We start from the raw sequence: 18,852 nt of genomic DNA, 5'->3' as shown, positions 1-18,852 counted from the left end.
GGTGGGTGTCCTCCGAGGTGGGGTGGGTCCCGACCTTAACCGGAGTGGACGTGGCGCCCGGAGAACTGGGCCAGTGCCGCGGGCAGCCGGTCGGCCAAGTACGCGTAGTCGTCGAGGTCGTTGTAGAGGTGTGCGGACAGGCGGAGGAAGCCGCGGCCGTTCCAGGTCGTGACGGCGGTCTCGCAGCCGATGGCGTCGGCGATGTGGTGTTGCAGGGCGTGCGCGGCGTCCTGGTCGGTGGCGGTCCCCTCGGGCAGTGGGACGAGGCGCATGGCGGGGGCCGGGCTGCCGTCGACGGCGGCGGTGTCCACGCCCAGCGCGTCGGCGAGCAACTTCTGTGCCTGCCCGGCGAGTTCGGCCATCCGGTGGCGCGCGGTGTCCCAGCCGAAGCGTTCCTCGACGAAGTCCAGGGAGCGCGGCGCCGCGAGCCACGGCGTGAGGTCCAGCGTGCCCTGATGGTCGAACCGCTCGGGGAAGGGGTACGGCGCGCCCCAGGAGTCCGTCAGCGGGTACAGCCGCTGGGCCAGGTCGCCGCGCGCCACGAGGGCCGCCGTGCCGCGCGGCGCGCAGGGCCATTTGTGCAGGTTGCCCACCCAGAAGTCGGCCTCGCCCGCGTCCGCGACCGGGTCGGCGAGCATGCCCGGCGCGTGCGCCCCGTCGACGAGCACGAGGGCGCCGGCCGCGTGGGCGTGCGCGGCGATGTCGGCGACCGGGAAGAGCCGGGCCGTCGCCGAGGTGACCTGGTCGACGACGACGAGGGAGGTCGGTGCCGCGCTGTCGCGGAGGGCGTCGGCGAAGCGCGCGGCGATGTCCTCGGGCGTCGCGTCGAGCGGTATGTGCAGGGTCCGCACCCGCGCGCCCGCACGCTCGGCCGCGCGCCGCACTCCCATGGTGACGGCGCCGTACGAGTGGTCCGTCAGCAACACCTCGCTGCCGGCGGGGAGTTCGACCCCGCCGAGGACCGTGCTGACACCCGCGCTGGCGTTGGGGACGAGCGCGAGCGTGTCGGGGGTGACGCGCAGGTGCCGGGCGAGTTCCGCGCGGGCCGGCGCCACCCGCTCCGGGAGCCCGCGGAACCACCGGCACGGGTTGCCCTCCATCTCCGTACGCAACTCCCGCAGCGCGTCGAGGGCGACTCGGGGCACGGCGCCGAAGGAGCCGTGGTTGAGGTGGCGTACGTCGGGGTCGAGGGCCCAGGCGTCGAGGGGGTGGGAAGACATGTCGCTCCGCGGGTCGTCCGATGACGGGGTCGGTCCGGGCGATGGTGTCACCCGCGGGTCCGTCACGGCCAGAGGGCGGGGGTGGCGGGGGTGGCCCACACGGGGTTGGAGGCGGCGAGGGCGGAGGCGTGCGAGCGGTTGCACGAGGCCCAGAAGTACGGGTCGTCGCTGGCGGCGTGCAGTTCGGCGCGGTAGGGGCCGGGCAGCGGGCGCGAGTCGGTCACGCGGAGGTGCGCGGGCCCCTCGGCGTCGACGGGTTCCATGTGCCACAGCAGCCCGCCGCGCAGGACGAACAGCACGGCGGGGCGGGGTGTGTCGAGGTGTACGTCGAGGTGCAGGGGTCCCCCGTCCAGCGGCACGCTCCCGCCCATGCCGCAGCGCCCGCCGCCGTCCGTGTGGGCGGCCAGCCGCAGCCCGGCGCCTCGCGACACGTACGCGTCGCCCGCCCGGAGCGCACCGATGATGCCCTCGCGGGTGGGCTCGGCCCGTACGTGGGTGGTGACTTGACCGAGTCGGTGTTCCGGTTTCCGGGGGTGGTGGCAGTCGGTGCCGGCGACGCCCGTGATGTGGTGACCGGCGGCGAGGAGGCGGTCCCACAGCCCGACGGCCGCGTCGTTATTGGCCCCTTGGCCGAAGTTGTCGATCTCCAGGAGGTCGATGTCGTCCCAGGTGTGGTCGTCCCTGCGCCAGGCCTGGCGGCCGCTGAAAGGGTGGTTGACGCCCACGAGTCCGCCTTGGTCGTGGACGTCGCGGGCGGCGTCGGCGAAGTCCCATCCTTCGGCGTCGACGTACGTTCCGGGCCACCGGGTCAGGCCGTGCAGGTTGGCGTGGCCGAAGTGGGAGGTCAGCTCGATGGAGCGGAGCAGGACGAGACCGTCGGCGGCCCCCTGTTCCTCCAGGCTCGTGAGCTGCGCCCAGTGGCTCGACGTGTAGTGGTCGCTGACGGCGAGGAAGTCGAGCCCGGCGGCGCGTGCGGCGTCGAGCAGGGTGGGGAGGTCGGCGGAGCCGTCGCTGTGGAGCGAGTGCGAATGGAGTTCGCCGCGCAGCCAGGCGGGTGGCGACTGGGATGGCGACTGGAGTGGCGACTGGGGTGACGGCTTGGTAGCGCTGCGCACAACTCGCCCACCAGGAGCCGGTGTTGGGGTGCCGGCCGCCGTGTCCGTCACGTACACCCGCAGCTCGTAGTCGCCGCCTTGCGTGAACCGGTCGAGGTCGACGCGGATCGTCCACTCCCCCGCGGGCAGCGGCCCCGGGTGGCAGCCGGGACTGGCCCGTCCCTCCCCCACCTCGAAGGTCAGCCGCCTGGGCCCGGGGTCGCCGGGGCACTGGACGTGGCCGCGCAGGAACCCGACGGGGTCGAGGGCGGCGGCGTAGAGCTGGAAGCGGTCCGTGACCTTGTGGAAGTCCAGCTCGACGCGGAGTGTGCCAACGCCTTCGGGGAGGGTGAGGGCGCGGTCGAGGTACTGGGCCATGGTGGCGGAGGGGTCGATGGTGCGGTTGTCCCGTAGGACGCACTGGCTGTTCACGCGGCCTCCTTGATGCGCGGCACGGGCGGGCTCGTCCGTCAACATACGCGTGGGGGGGGCGTGCGCCGGGGCCGCCAGGACAGGCCCTACGGGACGAGGAGCGCGCCGAGTCCGCGCGCGTCGCTCGCGTCGGGCAGGCCGAATACCGCGCCCTCCAACTCCCGGGCCCGTTCGGGCGTGAGCGAGCGGCGGGCGAGACCGTGGAACTTGTCCCGGACGGCCGCTTCGCCGAGCGGGTTTCCCGGGGAGCCACTGGGCTCGGTGACCCGGAGCGAGCGGCGTCGCCCGTCGGTGCGGGTGACGGTGACGACGGGCTCGTCCTGCGGCGGCATCGCGTCGTCGACCTGGAGCTCGACGCGGTCCATGGCGACACGGGCCGCCGCCCCGGTCCTGCGGCCGTCGGCGTACGCGTCGAGTCCCGCGTGCCCGTGGGCGAGGACGGCGGCCAGCGCGTAGGGGAGGCTGAGCTGGGCCGCGGCGAGGGTGGCGGGGACGACGACCGCGCCCGAGTGGTCGCAGCCACCCGTGTCGTCGACCTCGCAGGCGTGGCTGGAGACGCCGTTGACCAGGGCCGCCGCCCGGGGTGTCAGCCGCTCCGGGCGCCCCCACACGGGGATGTCGCCCGGCTCGTCGCCAAGTACGGAAAGGGCGATCCGGCTCTCGTCGCTGCGCGCGCCCGCGAGCCCGGCGCCCAGGGTGTCGAGAAGGTGCAGTACGGCTTTGCGGCGGGTGGCTTCGGGGAGGTCGGCTTACGTGGTGCCGGTGATGTGTCGGGCGAGCCGGGTGAGTGGGCGCGGAGATGTCATACGGCGTGCTCCCGCTTCGACCGCAGCCCGGCGAAGAGGGCCGCCGGGTGGCCGGGGTCGTTGACGGGGTGGTTCGCGCGCCACCAGTCGGCGACCTGCGATCCGGTGGCGAGCCAGACATCGGGGAAGCCGACCGGCTGCGCCAGGTGACCGGCGCGCCCGTGCGCGGATTCCGCACCCCGGCGGGGGAGTGGCGGCCGGGCCTCGGCGCCCGCCTCGCCGACGCGGGCAAGCGCTGCGCGAGGAGATGTACCGGGGTGCCATCGAGGGCGGCACGTCGCTGCGCGAGAGCCAGGTCGCGGAGAGCCTCGGGGTGTCCCGCAGCACGGTGCGAGAGGCGCTTCACGTCCTCACGGCGGAGGGCCTGTTGGTGCGGCGACCGAACCGCGGCGTCGAGGTGCGGGTGCTCACAGAGGCGGAGATCGAGGAGGCGCATCTGGCGCACGCCAAGGCGTTCATGCCGACGGCCGGTTGACCGGATCGGTGTCGACAGGGTCGGTGTCGACCGGGTCCGTGGGGTGCTCGCCGCGCGCCCTGCGCCGTCTGCGCAGCAGCGCGTACGAGGCCAGGACGACGACGACCGTGAGGAGGCTCGCGGCGAAGTCGGCGCGGGTGGCCGGGAGGACGGCCATGGCGAGGATGACGAGGGCCATCGCGCCGATCGTGAACCAGCTCAGGTACGGGTAGCCCCACATCTTCAGGGTCAGGGAGCCGGGGTCCTCGCGTTCCAGGCGTGCGCGCAGGCGCAGTTGGGAGAGGGCGACGAGGAGGTAGACGAAGAGGGCGACCGCTCCGTAGGAGTGCACGATGAACGAGAAGACCGTGTCCGGGGAGACGTAGGCGAAGACCACGGCGACGTAGCCGAGGACGGTCGCGAGGAGGATGGCGCGGCGCGGGACTCCGCTCCCGCTCAGTTTGGTGAGGCCGCGTGGCGCCTCGCCCTCGCGGGTGAGAGCGAAGACGATGCGGGAGGCCGAGTAGAGGCCCGCGTTGAGGGAGGAGAGGACCGCGATCAGGATGAGGATCCGCATGAGGGTGTCGGCGCCCGGGATGCCGATCTCCTGGAGGGCGGCGATGTACGGGCCGCCGTTCAACTTGTCCGAGCTCCACGGCACGATCGCCACGACGAGGAAGATCGAGCCCACGTAGAAGAGCAGGACGCGCAGGACGACGGAGCGGGTCGCGCGGGCGACGTTGCGGCCCGGTTCCGCGGACTCGGCGGCGGCGAGCGCGGCGATCTCGGCGCCGGTGAAGAAGCCGACCGCCGGGATGATCGAGGTGAGGACCGGTCCGACGCCCATCGGCAGGAAGCCGCCGTGCGCGGTCAGGTTGTCGACGCCGCCCGCGTCGTGCGCGCCGGGCCACAGGCCGACGACGAAGACGAGGCCGACGACGAGGAACACCGTGATCGCGGCGACCTTGATGGAGGAGAACCAGTACTCGAACTCGCCGAAGGTCTTCACGGAGAGCATGTTGACCGCGGTGAGGATCAGCATCAGGGCGAGGCTGATCGTCCACAGCGGGAGGCCCGGGAGCCAGGCACGGACGAGTTCCGCGCCCGCGACCGCCTCCAGGGCCACCACGTTGACCCAGAAGTACCAGTACAGCCAGCCGATGGTGAAGCTGCCCAGCGGGCCGAGGGCGAGGCGCGCGTAGGCGTGGAAGGAGCCGACGGCGGGGCGGGCCACGGCCATCTCGCCGAGCATCCGCATCACGAGGATGACCAGGCCGCCGGCGAGCGCGAAGGAGATGACGGCGGCGGGTCCGGTGTCCTGGATGACGACGCGGCTGCCGACGAAGAGGCCCGCGCCGATGACACCGCCGATCGCGATGAGTGTCATGTGGCGCTGCTTGAGCGCGCTGCGCAGTCCTGGTCCGCCGGGCTCCTCGCCGCTCGTGCCCTGCTCCCGCAGGGATCGGTCGCTGGTGTCCGTCACGTCCGCCTCTTCTCCGTATGGCTGCGCGCCGCGTCATGATCACGCGGCGCTGCCGGACAGTGTGGGCACGCCCGACCGCGCATCGGGCGTGTTCAACGAACCGTTCACAAGGCTGAAACGTCAGCCGATGGCGCGGTCGACCGAGGCCACCATCTCCTCGACGCCTTCGAGGAGTTCGCCGAGCACCGCGTGGTCCGCGACGAGTGGTGGCGCGATCATCAGCATCGTCGCGCCCCGGTCGTCGGGCCGCAGCACCACGTTCGTGCGGCGCATCGCGTCGGGCAGGATCTCGCGCAGGATCCGCGTCGACTGCTCCTCGGTGAGTTCCCGGCCGGTGTCCCGGTCGGCGGTGAATTCGACCGCGTAGAAGAATCCGGTGCCCCGGACGTCGGCGACGACCGGGTGGCGGGCCGCGATCTCGTCGAGTCCCGCGCGCAGGGTCGGCCCCAACTCCCTTACGTTTCCGGGGATGTCCTCGTCGCGCATCGCGCTGATGTTGGCGACGGCGACGGCCGTGGACACCGGGTGGCCGCCCCAGGTGGCGCCGTGCGTGAAGGTGCCGCCGAGCGGCGAGTCGTACAGGCCGCGGACGAGGGGTTCGCGGACGATGGCGCCGCCGAGCGGGGCGTAGCCGGAGGTGGCTCCCTTGGCGAAGGTGACGAGGTCGGGTACGACACCTTCGGCGGCGCTGCCGAACCAGTGGCCGAGCCGGCCGAAGGAACAGATGACCTCGTCGGCGACGAGCAGGATGCCGTGGGCGTCGCAGATGCGGCGCAGTTCGCGCCAGTAGCCTTCGGGCGGGACGAGGGCGCCGCGGCCGTTCTGCACGGGTTCGGCGAAGACGGCCGCGATGGTCTCCGGGCCCTCCTCGGCGATGACCTGTTCGATGGCGCGGACGCAGTCCAGCTCGGCGGCAGGTCCGCAATCCCCGGTGAATCCAAGGGTGTTGGGGACGTGCCGGATGCCCGGCAGGAGCGGGCCGAAGGGGTCGCGGATCTTGGGGAGGCCGGTCACCGAGAGCGCGCCGAGGGTGACGCCGTGGTAGGCCATCGACCGGCTGATGATCTTCGTACGCTCCGGCTGTCCCTGCGAGCGGTGGTACTGGCGGGCGAACTTGATGGCGGTCTCGACGGCCTCCGAACCGGAGTTGACGAAGTACGTCACGTCCAGGTCGCCGGGCGCGAGTTCGGCGATGAGGCTCGCCGCCTCGATGGCGGGCGGGTGGGCGGCGCCCCAGTTGGTGGAGTACGCGAGGGTCTCCATCTGCTTGGCCCCGGCGGCCACCACGTCACCGCGGCCGTGGCCGATGTTCACGCAGAACAGGCCGGAGAGGCCGTCGAGGTGGCGCCTGCCCTCGTCGTCGTAGAGGTGACATCCCTCGCCGCGGACGTAGACCGGCGGCGGGGTGTCGTACCAGCCGCTCCGGCGGGTGAAGTGCGGGCCGAGGTGACGTTGGGCCCTGGCACGCAGGGTGGGGTCCTGGGGCACGGTGCGCTCCTTCGCTGTCACGTTCACGGTCGCTGTCGCTGTCGCTGTCGCCGTCGCTGTCCCTGTCGCGTACGCCTTTGTGGTCACAGCAGGGCTTGGTCGACGTCGACGTGCTTCATGTCGTGGGCGTCCGCCACCGGGCGGTAAGTGAGGCGTCCGGCAAGGGTGTTGATGCCTTGCTTCAGCGCCGGGTCGGCCGCGGCGGCGGCCCGCAGACCGTGGTCGGCGATGGCCTGGACATAGGGCAGGGTGACGTTGGTGAGGGCGTGGGTGGAGGTGTGCGGGACGGCGCCGGGCATGTTGGCGACGCAGTAGAAGAGGGTGTCGTGGACCCGGTACACGGGGTCGGCGTGCGTGGTGGGCCGGGTGTCCTCGAAGCAGCCGCCCTGGTCGACGGAGATGTCGACGAGGACGGCGCCGGGCTTCATGCGGGCGACGAGGTCGTTGTCGACGAGCCGTGGCGCCTTGGCGCCGGGGACGAGGACGGCGCCGATCACCAGGTCGGCGTCGAGGACGGCCTGTTCGAGAGCGAGCCGGTTGGAGGCCAGGGTCGTGATGCGGCCCTGGTACATGCGGTCGGCGGCGCGCAGCTTGTGCACGTCGGTGTCGAGGAGGACGACGTCGGCCCACATGCCGGTGGCGACGGCGACGGCGTTCATGCCCGCGACTCCGGCGCCGATGACGACGACGCCGGCGGGGCGGGTGCCGGAGACACCACCGGTCAGGACGCCGCGCCCGCCTCCGCCGCGCATCAGATGGTACGAGCCGACCTGCGGCGCGAGCCGCCCCGCGACCTCGGACATCGGGAAGAGCAGCGGCAGCGAGCCGTCGGCCGCCTGCACGGTCTCGTAGGCGACGCCGGTGGTGCCCGCGTCGAGCAGGGCCTCGGTGCAGGCGCGGGAGGCGGCGAGGTGGAGATAGGTGAACAGGGTCTGGTCGGGGCGGAGCCGGTGGTACTCATCGGCGACCGGTTCCTTGACCTTCAGGACGAGGTCGGAGGCGGCCCACACGTCGTCGGCCGCCGCCAGGACGCGGGCGCCGGCCTCGGCGTAGTCGGCGTCGGGCAGCGCGGAGCCGGTGCCCGCGCCCTCTTCGACGGTGACGGTGTGGCCGCGTGCGGTCAGTTCGTGGACCCCGGCCGGGGTCAGGGCGACGCGGAACTCGTTGTTCTTCACTTCTCGCGGAATGCCGATCCTCACGGTGCGACTCCCATCGGTCCGTGGACGGGTGCGCTCGACACGAGTTGGGGGCGGAGGCCGCACGGTGGGTGCGGGCCCGCACGGGGTGGGTGGCGTCGGTGGTCGCGCTCTCGTGCGACGGGGCCACCACGGCTACCGTGCCGAAGGGGACGGCGTCCGCAACAGGTCCAGTTGTGTGCGCACTGAGGGTGCCAGGCCGACGGCGGCGAGACGGAGGCGCTACGTGCCACGTACGTTGATCGAGATCGAGCGGGGGCGCGGCGAGCCCCTGTACCGGCAGGTGCGGCAGGCGATCGAGCACGGCATCGCGTCGGGGCGGCTCGACGCGGGCGGCCGGCTGCCGTCCTCGCGGGAGCTCGCCCAGGAGTTGGGGGTGTCACGGAACACGGTGACCGCCGCGTACCAGGAGCTGGTCGCGGAGGGGTTCGTGGAGAGCCGGGCCCGGTCGGGTCTCTTCGTCAATCCGCGGATGCCGCCGCACGCTGAGCCCGGGCCCGCGCTCCCGCGCGAGGGTGCCTTCGACTGGTCGGGGCGGCTGCGGGGCCGCGAGGGCGACCGGCTGCCGCACATCGAGAAGCACCAGGACTGGGCGCGCTACCCGTACCCGTTCCCGGCGGGGCAGGTAGAGACGCGGGCCTTTCCGGCCCGCGCCTGGGTGCGGGCGCTGAACCGGGCGCTCGACCGGCCGCACGCCGCCTGGTCGTTGCAGGACTGCGTGGCCGACGACGACCCGCTGCTTGTGGACATGGTCCGCTCCCGGCTGCTGCCCGCGCGGGGTGTCGCGGCGGAGGCGGACGAGGTGCTCATCACGATCGGCTCGCAGCAGGGCCTGTACCTGCTGGGCCGCTCGCTGCTCGGTCCCGGCGCGGTGGCGGCGGTGGAGGATCCCGGATACCTGGACGCGCGGCACATCTTCCTGCGGGCCGGGGCCCGGCTGCGTCCGCTGCCGGTCGACGAGGGCGGGCTGCGACCGCCGGACACCCTGCGCGGCATCGACCTGCTGCATGTGACGCCCAGTCACCACCATCCGACGAATGCCACCTTGGGTCCCGGGCGGCGGGGCGCGCTGCTCGCGGCGGCCAGGGACGCGGGCACGGTCGTCGTGGAGGACGACTACGACAGCGAGTTCCGCTACGAGGGCAGCCCGACGCCCGCGCTGAAGTCGCAGGACACGACGGGGCAGGTGGTGTACCTGGGCACGTTCTCCAAGTTCCTCGCGCCGGGGCTGCGGCTCGGGTATCTGGTGGGCTCTGCGGAACTCGTGGCGCATCTGCGGGAGTTGCGGCGGTATTCGGTGCGGCACCCGTCCGGTCACTTGCAGCGGGCGCTCGGCCTGCTCATCGAGTCGGGCGACTACCAGTGGGCGGTACGCCGCAGCAGGGCGCGCCTCGCGTCGAAGTGGCGGCTGACGCGGGACGCGGTGAACGCGTCGCTGCCGTGGGCGAGTTCACCGGCGCCGGGCGGGGTGAGCCTGTGGATGGCGGGGCCGGAAGGTCTCGACTGCCGGGAGCTGGTGGCGCGGGCGCGGGAGCGGGGCGTGCTGGTGGAGCGGGGTGACATCTTCTTCCTCGACGGTCCGGAGCGGCATGCGCTGCGCCACTTCCGGGTCGGTTTCGCCGCGCCGCGTGCGGACGTGATCGAGCCGGGGATCGCCGTCCTGGGCGACGTAGTACGGGAGTTGCCGCCGTACACCGGGCAGCCGCACGCCCAGGCGCCCGGTGAGACGTTCACCCCTCGTCCGCCTCCACCCGCGCGATCCGCTCCGCCGCCCGCCGCAGCACCGGCACCAGCTCCACGGCCCGCTCCACGCTGACCCGGACGACCGGCGCCTGGAGCGCCACGCACTGGCGCACCCGGGAGCCCGCCGGGTCGCCCTCCGGGCTGCGCGGCACCGGCACGGCTGCGCACACCAGACCGGGCAGGAACTCCTCGTCGTCCAGGGCGAATCCGTCCTCGCGCACCTGCTCCAGGTCGGCCTCCAGGGCGTCGGGGTCGGTGCGGGTGCGCGGCGTGAACGTCTTGAGCGGGGCCGCGGTGAGGATCTTGCGGCGTTGCGCGGCGGGCAGGAACGCGAGGATGAGCTTTCCGCTGGCGCTGCAGTGCACGGGCACCCGGGAGCCGGGGCGCAGGGCGAAGCGGAGCGGTTCCGGTGTCTCGACGCGGTCGAGGTAGACGACCTCGGGTCCGGCGGGCGCGGTCAGGTTGCAGGTCTCGCCGATCTCGTCGACGAGGTGGCGCAGCACCGCGTGCCGGGCCGCGTGGTGGGTGTCGTGGGTGAGCAGGTCCTCGGCGAAGGCGCGCAGCCGGCCGCCCGCGCCGTAGCGACGGCCGTCGCCCTGCCGGTCGAGGAGGCCCGCGCCCTCCAGTTGCCCGAGCATCCGGTGCACGGTGGGCTTCGGCAGCCCGGTCTCGGCGACCAGTTCGGTCAGGGTGACCAGGCGGTCGGTGCGGGCGATGAGTTCCAGCAGGGCGAACAGGCGCAGGGCCGGGGTTCCGTCTTCCATGTGCACCATCCTCAACTCTCCGTCGGGCAGGGCGAGTTGCCGAGCGCCTGAACGTAGCAGCCGGTCCCGGATTTCGGTACGCACGGTTGACGCTCCCGAGACGACGGTTCTACGGTCCTCGACGTGTCCCGTTTTTGGGAACACCACGTACCGGATCCCGGAACCTGCCCTCCCTCACCGCACATGCGCCACCCCGTACCAGCACCGACCGCACGTCGAAGGGTGGAAATCTCCATGGCCAGCAACGCGTCGCAGCCGAACACGCCGCAGCCCCAGTTCACGACCGAGGACGGCCGTCGGGTGGCCGCCGGTGTGCAACGGATGACCCCGTCCGAGTCCTTCGTGGAGACCCTCGTCTCGCACGGGGTCAAGGACATCTTCGGCATCATGGGTTCGGCCTTCATGGACGCGATGGACATCTTCGCGCCGGCCGGCATCCAGCTGATCCCCGTCGTGCACGAGCAGGGCGCGGGCCACATGGCGGACGGCTACGCGCGGGCGAGCGGCCGGCACGGCGTCGTCATCGGCCAGAACGGGCCCGGCATCTCGAACTGTGTCACCGCCATCGCGGCGGCCTACTGGGCGCACTCCCCCGTCGTCGTCGTGACCCCGGAGGCGGGCACGATGGGCATGGGGCTCGGTGGCTTCCAGGAGACGAACCAGCTCCCGATGTTCGAGGAGTTCACCAAGTACCAGGCGCACGTGAACAATCCGCGCCGGATGGCGGAGTTCACGGGCCGCGCCTTCGACCGGGCGATGAGCGAGATGGGCCCGACGCAGCTCAACATCCCGCGCGACCACTTCTACGGTGACATCGAGGCGGAGATCCCGCGCCCGTCCCGGCTCGACCGGGGGCCGGGCGGCGAGCGGAGCCTGGAGGAGGCGGCGCGGCTGCTCGCCGAGGCCGAGTTCCCGGTGATCGTCTCCGGTGGCGGCGTCGTCATGGGTGACGCGGTCGAGGAGTGCAAGGCGCTGGCCGAGCGGCTCGGCGCGCCGGTCGTCAACTCGTACCAGCACAACGACTCGTTCCCCGCGAGCCACCCGCTGTGGTGCGGGCCGCTCGGCTACCAGGGCTCGAAGGCCGGGATGAAGCTGATCGCGCAGGCCGATGTGGTGGTCGCGCTCGGCACCCGGCTCGGCCCGTTCGGCACGCTGCCGCAGTACGGGATGGAGTACTGGCCCAAGGACGCGAAGATCATCCAGATCGACGCGGACCACCGGATGCTGGGCCTGGTGAAGAAGATCGAGGTCGGGATCTGCGGGGACGCGGGCGCCGCCGCGCGCTCCCTCGTCGGCCGGCTCGAAGGCCGCGCGCTCGCCTGCGAGCAGAACCGCGCCGCGCGTTCGGCGACGATCCGCGCGGAGAAGGACGCGTGGGAGAAGGAGCTCGACGGCTGGATCCACGAGACGGACCCGTACAGCCTCGACATGATCGCCGAGCAGGACGGCGAGGACGGCTCGTGGCTGCACCCGCGTCAGGTGCTGCGCGAGCTGGAGAAGGCGCTGCCGCCGCGCGTGATGGTGTCCACCGACATCGGCAACATCAACTCGATCGCGCACAGCTATCTCCGCTTCGAGGAGCCGCGCTCGTTCTTCGCCCCGATGTCCTTCGGCAACTGCGGCTACGCGCTGCCGACGATCATCGGCGCCAAGCTGGCCGCGCCGGAGCGCCCGGCTGTCGCCTACGCGGGCGACGGCGCGTGGGGCATGAGCATGGGCGAGATCATGACGGCCGTACGCCATGACATCCCGGTGACGGCGGTGGTGTTCCACAACCGGCAGTGGGGCGCCGAGAAGAAGAACCAGGTCGACTTCTACGACCGCCGGTTCGTGGCCGACGAGTTGGAGAGCGAGTCGTTCGCCGGGATCGCCCGCTCGATGGGCGCGGACGGCGTCGTCGTGGACCGGCTCGAGGACGTCGGCCCGGCGCTGACCAAGGCGGTCGCGGCACAGATGGACGAGGGCCGCACCACGGTCATCGAGGTCATGACGACGCGTGAGCTGGGCGATCCGTTCCGCCGTGACGCGCTGTCGAAGCCGGTCCGGTTCCTGGACAAGTACCGGGACTACGTCTGAGCGCTCCCACCGCCTGCCCCCCCTGTCCCCTCACACCTGGTGGTGATCATCCGTGCCGAGCCCGCTCCCCCGCCCCGCCGATCCCCTGCACGCCGCCGACACGATCCTGTACGGCGGCACCGTCCGCACCCTGGACGCGGCCGGGCACACCGGCACGGCGCTCGCGGCCCGCGACGGGAAGGTGCTCGCCGTCGGCTCCGACGCCGATGTGCTGACCCTCGCGGGCCCCGGCACCACACTCCGCGACCTGCGAGGTCGGTGCGCGGTGCCGGGGTTCATCGAGACCCACAACCACCCCACGTTCTTCGGCCTCACGCTCGCCGCCGAGGTCGACGCGGGCAGTCCGCCGAACGACCGGATCGCGGACATCGTGGCCCGCGTCGAGCAGGCGGCGCGCCACACCGAGCGGGGTGACTGGATCCGCGGCTACCGCTACGACGACACCCTCCTCGCCGACGACCGGCACCCCACCCGCACCGACCTGGACCCGGTGTCGCCGCACCATCCGGTGTGCCTGCAGCACATCTCGGGCCACTTCTGCGTGCTCAACTCGGCGGCCCTGGACCGCCTCGGCATCACACGCGACACACCGGAACCGGTCGGTGGTGCCATCGTCCGCGACGCGTCGGGCGATCCGACCGGGGTGCTGGCGGAGACGGCCGCGTTCGCCGCGTACGCGGGCATGCCGCACCCGGACGTGGACGACCTCGCCGACGCGATCGGGCGGGCAGGCGACGCGTATCTGGCGGCGGGTGTCACCACGGTGCACGACACCGGGCTCGGACTGATGGGCGGCCCCGGCGAACTCGACGCCTACCGCAGGGCCCGGCTGAGCGGGCGGCTGCGCAACCGGATCCAGGCGTATCTGGTGCAGGACCTGTTCCCGGAGCTGGCCGAGGGGCGGCTGAGTCCGGTCGAGTCGGCCGTCGCGGGGCTCGGGGACGACGAGTTCCGGGTGGCCGGGGTCAAGATGTGGGCGGACGGCTCGATCCAGGGCCTGACGGGGTGTGTCTCGGACGGCTACGCGTGCGCGCCGGACAAGCACGGGCTGCTGATCTTCCCGCCGGACGACCTGTCGCGGCGCATCGCCACCCTCCACGAGGCGGGCTGGCAGGTCGCCGTGCACGGCAACGGCGACGGAGCGATCCAGGCCATCCTCGACGCGTACGAGAAGCTGGGTCTCGACCCTGAGTCCGCGGACCGGCGGCACCGCATCGAGCACTGCCAGATGGCGGGTGAGCGCCAACTCGCGGACATGGCGCGGGCGGGCGTGCACGCGTCGTTCTTCGTCAAGCACGTCTACTACTGGGGCGACCGGCACCGCGACCGCTTCCTCGGGCCCGAACGGGCGTCCCGCATCGACCCGTTGGCGTCCGCGCGCCGCCACGGTGTCACCTTCGGCCTGCACTCGGACACACCCGTGGTGCCCGTGCCACCCCTTGAGGGCATGTGGTGTGCCGTCGACCGCATGACACGCGACGGACACCAACTCGGCCCGCAGCAGCGGGTCGACGCGGAGACCGCACTGCGCGCCTACACCAGCGAGGCCGCCAAGCTGGCCTTCGAGGAGGACCGCAAGGGAACGCTGGAGCCGGGCAAGCTGGCCGATGTCACGGTGCTGTCCGAGGACCCGACCGGCGGCGGGGAGCGCAGCCTGCGCGATCTGACGGTGGAGGCGACGGTCATCGGCGGCGACGTGGCGTGGGAGCGAACACCGGGAGGTCCGCGATGAGTTCGCCGCCCTCCGGGCCCACGCGCCGACTGCCACGCAGCCTGTGGCTCGGTCTCGGCGTGCCGTCCTTCGCCCTCCTCGTGGTCATGCCGCTGCTCGCGAACACGGACGTGTACGTGGCGGGCATCCCGCTGCTGTTCCTGTGGGTGTTCGCGTGGTTCCCGCTGACCAGCGTGTGTCTGAAGCTGGCGTGGCGAATGGACCGGCACGCCTACCCCGAGGACACCACAAGCCCGGAGGAGGAGGTGTCCCGGTGATCGCCACCGTCTTCTTCGTCGTCATGGCGGCCTCCGTCCTCGTCGCGTTCAGCGCCCGGCGCGGCATCCGCAAGGTGTCCATCAGCGAATACCTGGTGGGTGGCCGTTCGTTCCCGCCGTGGCTGCTGTACTTCCTCGCGGTCGGCGAGGTCTACAGCATCGGCACGATGATCGGTTTCCCGGCCGGGATCTACGCCAAGGGCGCGAGCTACGGCGTCTGGTTCCTCGGCTACATCCTCCTTGCCTATCCGCTCGGCTACTACGTGGCGCCGCTGATCTGGCGGGCCGGTGTCCGCTACGACGCGATGACCATCCCCGACGTGTTCGGCCGGCACTTCCGCAGCCGGAGCCTCGAACTCATCACCGCGCTCGCCCTGTTGGTGGCCCTGGTGCCGTGGGGTCAGTACCAGTTCATCGGCATGCAGGTGGTGCTCACGGCGCTCGGCCTGCCCATCACCCCCGTACAGGCGGTGATCCTCGCGGGCGTGATGGCGTTCCTGTACGTCGCCGTGTCCGGGGTCAGGTCGCCCGCGTTCGTGTCCATCCTCAAGGACGGCCTCATGGTGCTCGGTGTCGTGGCCGCGGGTGTCGCCGCGCTCGTCGCGGGTGGTGGCATCGAGGCGGTCACCGATCCGGCGGCGGTGCCGCGCGCGCAGGTCACCATGGCGGGCAGCCCGATGGTGTTCGCGCTGACCACCATCGTCTTCCAGGCGGTCACCTTCTACCTCGGCTTCTCCGCCGGCTACATCTTCACCGCACGCTCCGAGCGGGCCATCAAGTCGTCGACGGTGTGGATGCCCTCGTACATGCTGATGTACCCGTTCCTGGTGGCGACGGCGTACTTCGCGTACGCGGCCGGGAAGCATGTCGCCGATCCCAACACGGTGTTCATGGACGTCGTCCGTGATGTGCTGCCGGACTGGCTGGTGGGGGTGGTCGCGGGCGGCGCCGGGCTCTCCGGGGTGCTGGTGCTCGCGGTGACGGCGCTGTCGATCGGCGGCATCGTCTCCCGCAACCTCGCGCCGAACCTGCGGCCCGAGGTGCAGCGCAGGTGGACGACGCTGGCCGTCGCGGTGTTCCTCGTCGCGGCCGCCGTGCTGACGCTGACCGCTTCGTCGCTGATGCTGACCGTGCTCAACCTGACGTACTACCTGCTGGGGCAGCTCATTCCCGGCTGGTTCGCGCTGCTGTTCTTCCGGCGGGTGCGGGCGTGGGCGGTGGCGACCGGGATGATCGCGGGGGTCGCCGCTTCGCTCGTGCTGTACGTGGTGGAGCCGAACCTGGGAGGTGTCAACGCGGGCCTCGTGACGGTGGTGTTGAACGCCGCGCTCACCTTCGGCCTCAGCGCGCTCGCCCGCTCCCGTCCGTGTGCGACGGAGCCGCCGCTGGTGGCGGAGCCGGCGCCCCGGCCGGTCGCGGCGGACGAGGAACCGGCCGCACTGCGCTGACCGTGACCGTGTGTGCGGCGGACCCGGAGCGGGTTCGCCGCTGGTCCGCCGCACACACCAGCCTCACGCCCCGGCGAGCGCCGCGACCTCCGCCGCCGTCAACGTCTTCCCGTAGACCCGGAAGTCGTCGAGCGCGCCCTTCAGATACGGGTCGGCGTACTGGGACTTGCCGAGGTATCCGGCGCGGATGTGGTTGCCGAACATGTCGGGCCGCGCGGTGACGTGTTCGTTGCGGCCCTTTTCCGCGCCGTCGACGTACAGCACGGCGGTGCCGTTCCCGTACGTCACCGCCACATGTACCCAGGTCCCGGTGGGGAGTTGGGGGACGTCGATGCGCTCCTCCGCCCCGGCGCCGCCCGCGGTGACCGCGAAGCGCAGGGTTCCGGCGTCGCTGCGCGGGGTCAGGAACAGGTTGGCGGTGGGACCGGTGCCGATGTCGAAGACACGTGTCCACGCCTGGGGCGCCCCGTCGAGCCTCACCCACGTCGCCACGGAGTACGCGGTCGCGCCCGCGAGCACGTCGTCGGCCAGCTTGACGTAACCGCCGTCGCCGCCGTCGAGAGCCACGGCGCCACCGATCTTCCCGCCGGTCGTCCACGCGGCGCCGCCCATCAGTTGGGCGGTCCTGCCGTTGCCCGTGGCGTCGGCGGCGGTCGTCCCGGAGGTCTCGTCGAAGCGGTGCCAGGCGGCGAACTCCGGTGGCGGGGGCGGCGGTTCGCCCGTCAGCCAGTACGCCGTGTAGTGCACGTGGTGGGTGCGGGCGATGGGCAGCAGGGTGACATCGGCGTCGTCGGCGCGCGCCGTGAACGCCATCGGCGCCGCCGCCGTCTGCTTCACCGACTTCGGGTCGAGGCGCGGCATCCGCATCGTGGCACGGTCGCCGTACTGCCCGGCGAGCACCACGGGCCCGTACAGCACGGCCTGTACGTCGGGGTCGTCGGGCGTCGGCTCGACGGCGATCCGCATCGGGAGGGTGACCTCGACCCGGTCGCCGGTCCGCCAGCGGCGGCGCAGCGCGAACCAACTCCCCGGCGCGGGACGGTCGTTGAGGGCACGGCCATTGAGGGTGACACGCGCGCCGCTCGTCCACGACGGGATCCGTACGCGCAGTTCGTGGTCGGCCCTGCCCGCCGTGACGGTGAGCGTCGTCGACGCCTTGTCGGGGAACCCGGTGGTCTGCCGCCAACTGACGCCCTTCGCGCGCCACTTGACCTCAGCCGGCACGAACAGGTTCACCAGCAGCCGCTCGTCGTCGTGCGAGAAGACGGTCTCCGCGAACTTCGCCTGTGTCTCCATTCCGGAGCCGTGGTCGCAGGAGAAGTTGTCGTAGTCGGTGGAGTACGCCTTCGGGTCCTCGCCCATGAACGACGGCTGCTGCTTGTACGAGCCCGGCGCGAGGCCCGTGTAGTAGATGTTGAAGCCGTGCGCGGAGTCGGGGTCCTGCTCGCCGAGCATCTGGTTGAACAGCGTGCGCTCGTAGTAGTCGAGGAGGTCGACGCGGTGCGGCGCGTGGAAGTGCATCAGGCGGGTCAGCTTGAGCATGTTGTAGCTGTTGCAGTTCTCGCAGCAGCCGTTGGAGAGCTGCGCGGCGATGGCGTCCGGCTCGTGGAAGGCCTCGCCGTTGCTGTTGCCGCCGATGACATAGGTGTGGTGATCGGTGACGATCTGCCAGAAGTTCTCGGCGATGGTGCGGTAGCGGTCGCCGAGCCCCTCCTCCCACAGCCGCAGCGCTCCCACCATCTTCGGTATCTGGGTGTTGGCGTGCAGTCCGGCGAGCTTGTCCTCGTTCTTGGCGAGCGGGTCGAAGACGACGTCGTGGGTGAACCGTTCGGCGACCTTCAGCCAGTTGGTGTCTCCCGTGATGGCGTGCAGGTCGGCGAGTACGTCGTTCATGCCGCCGAACTCCGTCTGGAGCACGCGCTGCATCTGGTCGTGGCTGAGCGCCCCGGTCCGCCGGTCCACCCAGGCGGCCTGCCGCAGCACCACGTCGAGGGCCTGCTCGCTCCCGGCGAGACGGTGCTGGTCGACGAGGCCCGCCATGATCTTGTGGATGGTGTAGTACGGCGCCCAGACCCCGGACCCCGCTTCGAGCCGGTCGAAGAAGCTCTCGGGGTACGCGGACAGATACCCCTTCCCGAACCCGGCCCCGGTGGACGCCTCCTGACACTCCGCCAGCGCGGCGACGAGCGCCCGCCCCTTGTCACGTACGGCGGTGTCACCTGTGTTGGCGTACGTCAGCGCGAGCCCCGACAGCAGATGGCCCGTGCTGTGGCCGCGCAGTTCCACGTCGGGCGCCTCCCAGCCGCCGCAGGGCTCGGCGTCGGAGGGCAGGCCGACGTTCTTGCGGAAGGTGTGCAGCAGTCGGTCGATGTCGACGAAGTGGAGGTAGGCGGTGTTGCGGGCCTGGTTGTCGCGGAAGGCGCCGGGCAGCAGGGCGACGGCGTCGAGGGGGAAGGGCTCGACGGCGCCGGCGGCGGTGGCGGTGGCGGTGGTGGCTCGGGGAGCGGAATCGGATCCCGGCGCGGGGCCCGCGTACGCCGCCGTCCCCAGGCCGATGGGCAGCGCGGCGGCTGCGGCCCCGGTGGCGGCGACGGCGATGAACGTCCGTCGGTCGGGTCTCTCGGTGCGGCTCACGTCGTTCTCCTCGCGCGTCTCATTG

At 72.0% G+C, this 18,852-nt stretch carries 13 protein-coding genes and 1 pseudogene; 6 read left to right on the top strand and 8 right to left on the bottom strand.

Annotated elements, in window-relative coordinates:
• Nucleotides 1–35: 35 nt before the first annotated feature.
• The 3 genes and pseudogenes from RBJ65_RS35630 to RBJ65_RS35620 form a co-directional block, all read right to left on the bottom strand.
• On the bottom strand, nt 36–1,220 hold the full coding sequence (locus RBJ65_RS35630) for an aminotransferase class V-fold PLP-dependent enzyme (protein WP_306319559.1): 1,185 nt from the start codon (nt 1,218–1,220) through the stop codon (nt 36–38).
• 62 nt (nt 1,221–1,282) lie between these two features.
• The gene (locus RBJ65_RS35625) at nt 1,283–2,746 is read right to left on the bottom strand and encodes a CehA/McbA family metallohydrolase (protein WP_306319558.1); all 1,464 of its coding nucleotides are present in this window, start codon (nt 2,744–2,746) and stop codon (nt 1,283–1,285) included.
• Nucleotides 2,747–2,832: 86 nt separating this feature from the next.
• Nucleotides 2,833–3,480: pseudogene (locus RBJ65_RS35620) on the bottom strand (MmgE/PrpD family protein); the annotation flags it as partial.
• A gap of 262 nt (nt 3,481–3,742) precedes the next feature.
• Between RBJ65_RS35620 and RBJ65_RS35615 the strand changes: the two are divergent.
• Nucleotides 3,743–4,027, top strand: a complete 285-nt coding sequence (locus RBJ65_RS35615; protein ID WP_306319557.1) for a GntR family transcriptional regulator — start codon at nt 3,743–3,745, stop codon at nt 4,025–4,027.
• Here the strand turns inward: RBJ65_RS35615 and RBJ65_RS35610 are convergent.
• From RBJ65_RS35610 to ald, 3 genes are all read right to left on the bottom strand, one after another.
• Nucleotides 4,008–5,489, bottom strand: a complete 1,482-nt coding sequence (locus RBJ65_RS35610) for an amino acid permease (RefSeq protein WP_306319556.1) — start codon at nt 5,487–5,489, stop codon at nt 4,008–4,010. The genes RBJ65_RS35615 and RBJ65_RS35610 overlap by 20 nt on opposite strands.
• 120 nt (nt 5,490–5,609) lie before the next feature.
• Nucleotides 5,610–6,977 carry an aspartate aminotransferase family protein gene (locus RBJ65_RS35605; RefSeq protein ID WP_306319555.1) on the bottom strand — a complete coding sequence of 456 codons (1,368 nt, stop codon included), beginning with the start codon at nt 6,975–6,977 and terminating at the stop codon, nt 5,610–5,612.
• A gap of 83 nt (nt 6,978–7,060) precedes the next feature.
• Nucleotides 7,061–8,176 (bottom strand): alanine dehydrogenase, encoded by a 1,116-nt coding sequence (gene ald / locus RBJ65_RS35600; RefSeq protein ID WP_306319554.1) that lies wholly within the window; start codon nt 8,174–8,176, stop codon nt 7,061–7,063.
• Between the two features lie 223 nt (nt 8,177–8,399).
• Here ald and RBJ65_RS35595 point away from each other — a divergent pair, with 223 nt between their 5' ends.
• Complete coding sequence (locus RBJ65_RS35595) at nt 8,400–9,989, top strand: PLP-dependent aminotransferase family protein (RefSeq protein WP_306319553.1); 1,590 nt, start codon at nt 8,400–8,402, stop codon at nt 9,987–9,989.
• On the opposite strand, the gene RBJ65_RS35590 is transcribed toward RBJ65_RS35595, so the two are convergent.
• Complete coding sequence (locus tag RBJ65_RS35590; protein WP_306319552.1) at nt 9,904–10,680, bottom strand: IclR family transcriptional regulator; 777 nt, start codon at nt 10,678–10,680, stop codon at nt 9,904–9,906. The genes RBJ65_RS35595 and RBJ65_RS35590 overlap by 86 nt on opposite strands.
• A 234-nt stretch (nt 10,681–10,914) precedes the next feature.
• On the opposite strand from RBJ65_RS35590, the gene xsc reads away from it, so the two are divergent.
• The 4 genes from xsc to RBJ65_RS35570 are packed head-to-tail and all read left to right on the top strand — an operon-like array spanning nt 10,915 to nt 16,193.
• Nucleotides 10,915–12,756, top strand: coding sequence for a sulfoacetaldehyde acetyltransferase (xsc, locus tag RBJ65_RS35585; RefSeq protein WP_306319551.1), 1,842 nt, complete (start codon nt 10,915–10,917; stop codon nt 12,754–12,756).
• A gap of 52 nt (nt 12,757–12,808) precedes the next feature.
• A complete protein-coding gene (locus RBJ65_RS35580; protein ID WP_306319550.1) occupies nt 12,809–14,488 on the top strand; it encodes an amidohydrolase in 1,680 nt (559 codons plus the stop codon).
• A complete protein-coding gene (locus RBJ65_RS35575; protein ID WP_306319549.1) occupies nt 14,485–14,745 on the top strand; it encodes a DUF3311 domain-containing protein in 261 nt (86 codons plus the stop codon). Before RBJ65_RS35580 ends, RBJ65_RS35575 begins: the two co-directional genes overlap by 4 nt.
• Nucleotides 14,742–16,193 carry a sodium:solute symporter gene (locus RBJ65_RS35570; RefSeq protein ID WP_306319548.1) on the top strand — a complete coding sequence of 484 codons (1,452 nt, stop codon included), beginning with the start codon at nt 14,742–14,744 and terminating at the stop codon, nt 16,191–16,193. Before RBJ65_RS35575 ends, RBJ65_RS35570 begins: the two co-directional genes overlap by 4 nt.
• A gap of 63 nt (nt 16,194–16,256) precedes the next feature.
• Here the strand turns inward: RBJ65_RS35570 and RBJ65_RS35565 are convergent, their stop codons facing one another.
• Nucleotides 16,257–18,827, bottom strand: a complete 2,571-nt coding sequence (locus RBJ65_RS35565; RefSeq protein WP_306319547.1) for a beta-L-arabinofuranosidase domain-containing protein — start codon at nt 18,825–18,827, stop codon at nt 16,257–16,259.
• Between the last annotated feature and the right edge of the window lie 25 nt (nt 18,828–18,852).

Source organism: Streptomyces sp. KL109B, assembly GCF_030766935.1.
In the GTDB taxonomy this organism is placed as follows: domain Bacteria; phylum Actinomycetota; class Actinomycetes; order Streptomycetales; family Streptomycetaceae; genus Streptomyces.
The sequence above is the reverse complement of the archived record's forward strand: the minus strand, read 5'-3'. Positions and strand labels throughout refer to the sequence as shown.

Coding starts and splice junctions, on each gene's coding strand:
- RBJ65_RS35590 (WP_306319552.1), bottom strand. CDS start 10,680: ATGGAAGACGGAACCCCGGCCCTGCGCCTGTTCGCCCTGCTGGAACTC.
- xsc (WP_306319551.1), top strand. CDS start 10,915: ATGGCCAGCAACGCGTCGCAGCCGAACACGCCGCAGCCCCAGTTCACG.
- RBJ65_RS35630 (WP_306319559.1), bottom strand. CDS start 1,220: ATGTCTTCCCACCCCCTCGACGCCTGGGCCCTCGACCCCGACGTACGC.
- RBJ65_RS35575 (WP_306319549.1), top strand. CDS start 14,485: ATGAGTTCGCCGCCCTCCGGGCCCACGCGCCGACTGCCACGCAGCCTG.